Raw genomic sequence first — 1,060 nt, forward strand, 5'->3', positions numbered from 1 at the left:
CCGCGGCGCCCTCCTGCGACCGCTGGTCCTCGTACTCGCCCTGGCCGTCTGGCAGTTGCCGGCCGCCGCACACAGCAGCGTCTACTTCCCGCCACCCGCCCGCATCGCCCGCCACGCCTACGACCTGTGGTTCTCGGGGCCGGTCGGGCACGTGTTCCTCACCCCCGCCGCCGTCGACACCATCCTGCCCAGCCTGGGGCGGATGGCCGCGGGGTTCGCGCTCGCCGCCGTCGCCGGGATCGGCCTCGGGATCGCGGTCGGCCGCTCGCGCCCGGTCTACGCCCTGTGCGACCCGGTGTTCCAGTTCGCACGCGCCGTGCCGCCGCCCGCGCTCGTACCGGTCTTCGTGGTCGTCTTCGACTTCGGTACGCCCATGCAACTCGCGTCGATCGTGTTCAGCGCGGTGTGGCCGGTGCTGATCAACACCGCGGAGGGCGCCCGCGACACCGACCCGCTGCGGCTCGACGTCGCCGCCGTGCTGCGGCTGACCACGACCGAACGCCTGTGGTTCCTGCTGCTGCCCTCCGCGCTGCCCCGCATCTTCACGGGTCTGCGGCTCAGCCTCTCGCTCTGCCTCATCCTCATGGTCTTCTCCGAACTGCTGCCGGGCACCGCGAACGGCATCGGCTTCACGCTCACCGACGCCCAGTCGCGCTCCGACCTGCTGACCGTATGGGCGGTCCTGGTCCTGCTCGGCGCCCTCGGTTGTCTGCTCAACACCGGCCTGCTGGCGGCCGAGAGACGACTCACCGGCAGGGGAAGCAGCCGAGAGGGAGACCGCGAGGAACGGGCGCTTGAAGAGGAACGGGCCGCACGAAGGGGAATCGTATGAAGGGAACAGTCCTGGTGAAGGAAACCGTCCTGGACGCCGTCATCCAGCTCCTCCGCGACACCGGGATGACCACCGTCTTCGGCAACCCGGGCTCCACCGAACTGCGCATGTTCCGCGACTGGCCCGACGACTTCACCTACGTCCTCGGCCTCCAGGAGTCCACGGCCGTCGCCATGGCCGCGGGCCACGCGCTCGGCACCCGCCGCGCTGCGTTCGTCAGCCTGCACT

Annotated in this window: 2 protein-coding genes; both read left to right on the forward strand. The window is 70.8% G+C overall.

The window, feature by feature from the left end:
- Nucleotides 1–832: ABC transporter permease (locus R6V09_RS53745; RefSeq protein ID WP_317888640.1), on the forward strand; the 832-nt coding region annotated here is incomplete at its 5' end.
- Nucleotides 829–1,060 (forward strand): thiamine pyrophosphate-binding protein (locus tag R6V09_RS53750; RefSeq protein WP_317888641.1); only part of this gene is annotated, 232 nt, incomplete at its 3' end. The genes R6V09_RS53745 and R6V09_RS53750, both read left to right, overlap by 4 nt.

Source organism: Streptomyces sp. W16 (genome assembly GCF_033194735.1).
Taxonomy (GTDB): domain Bacteria; phylum Actinomycetota; class Actinomycetes; order Streptomycetales; family Streptomycetaceae; genus Streptomyces.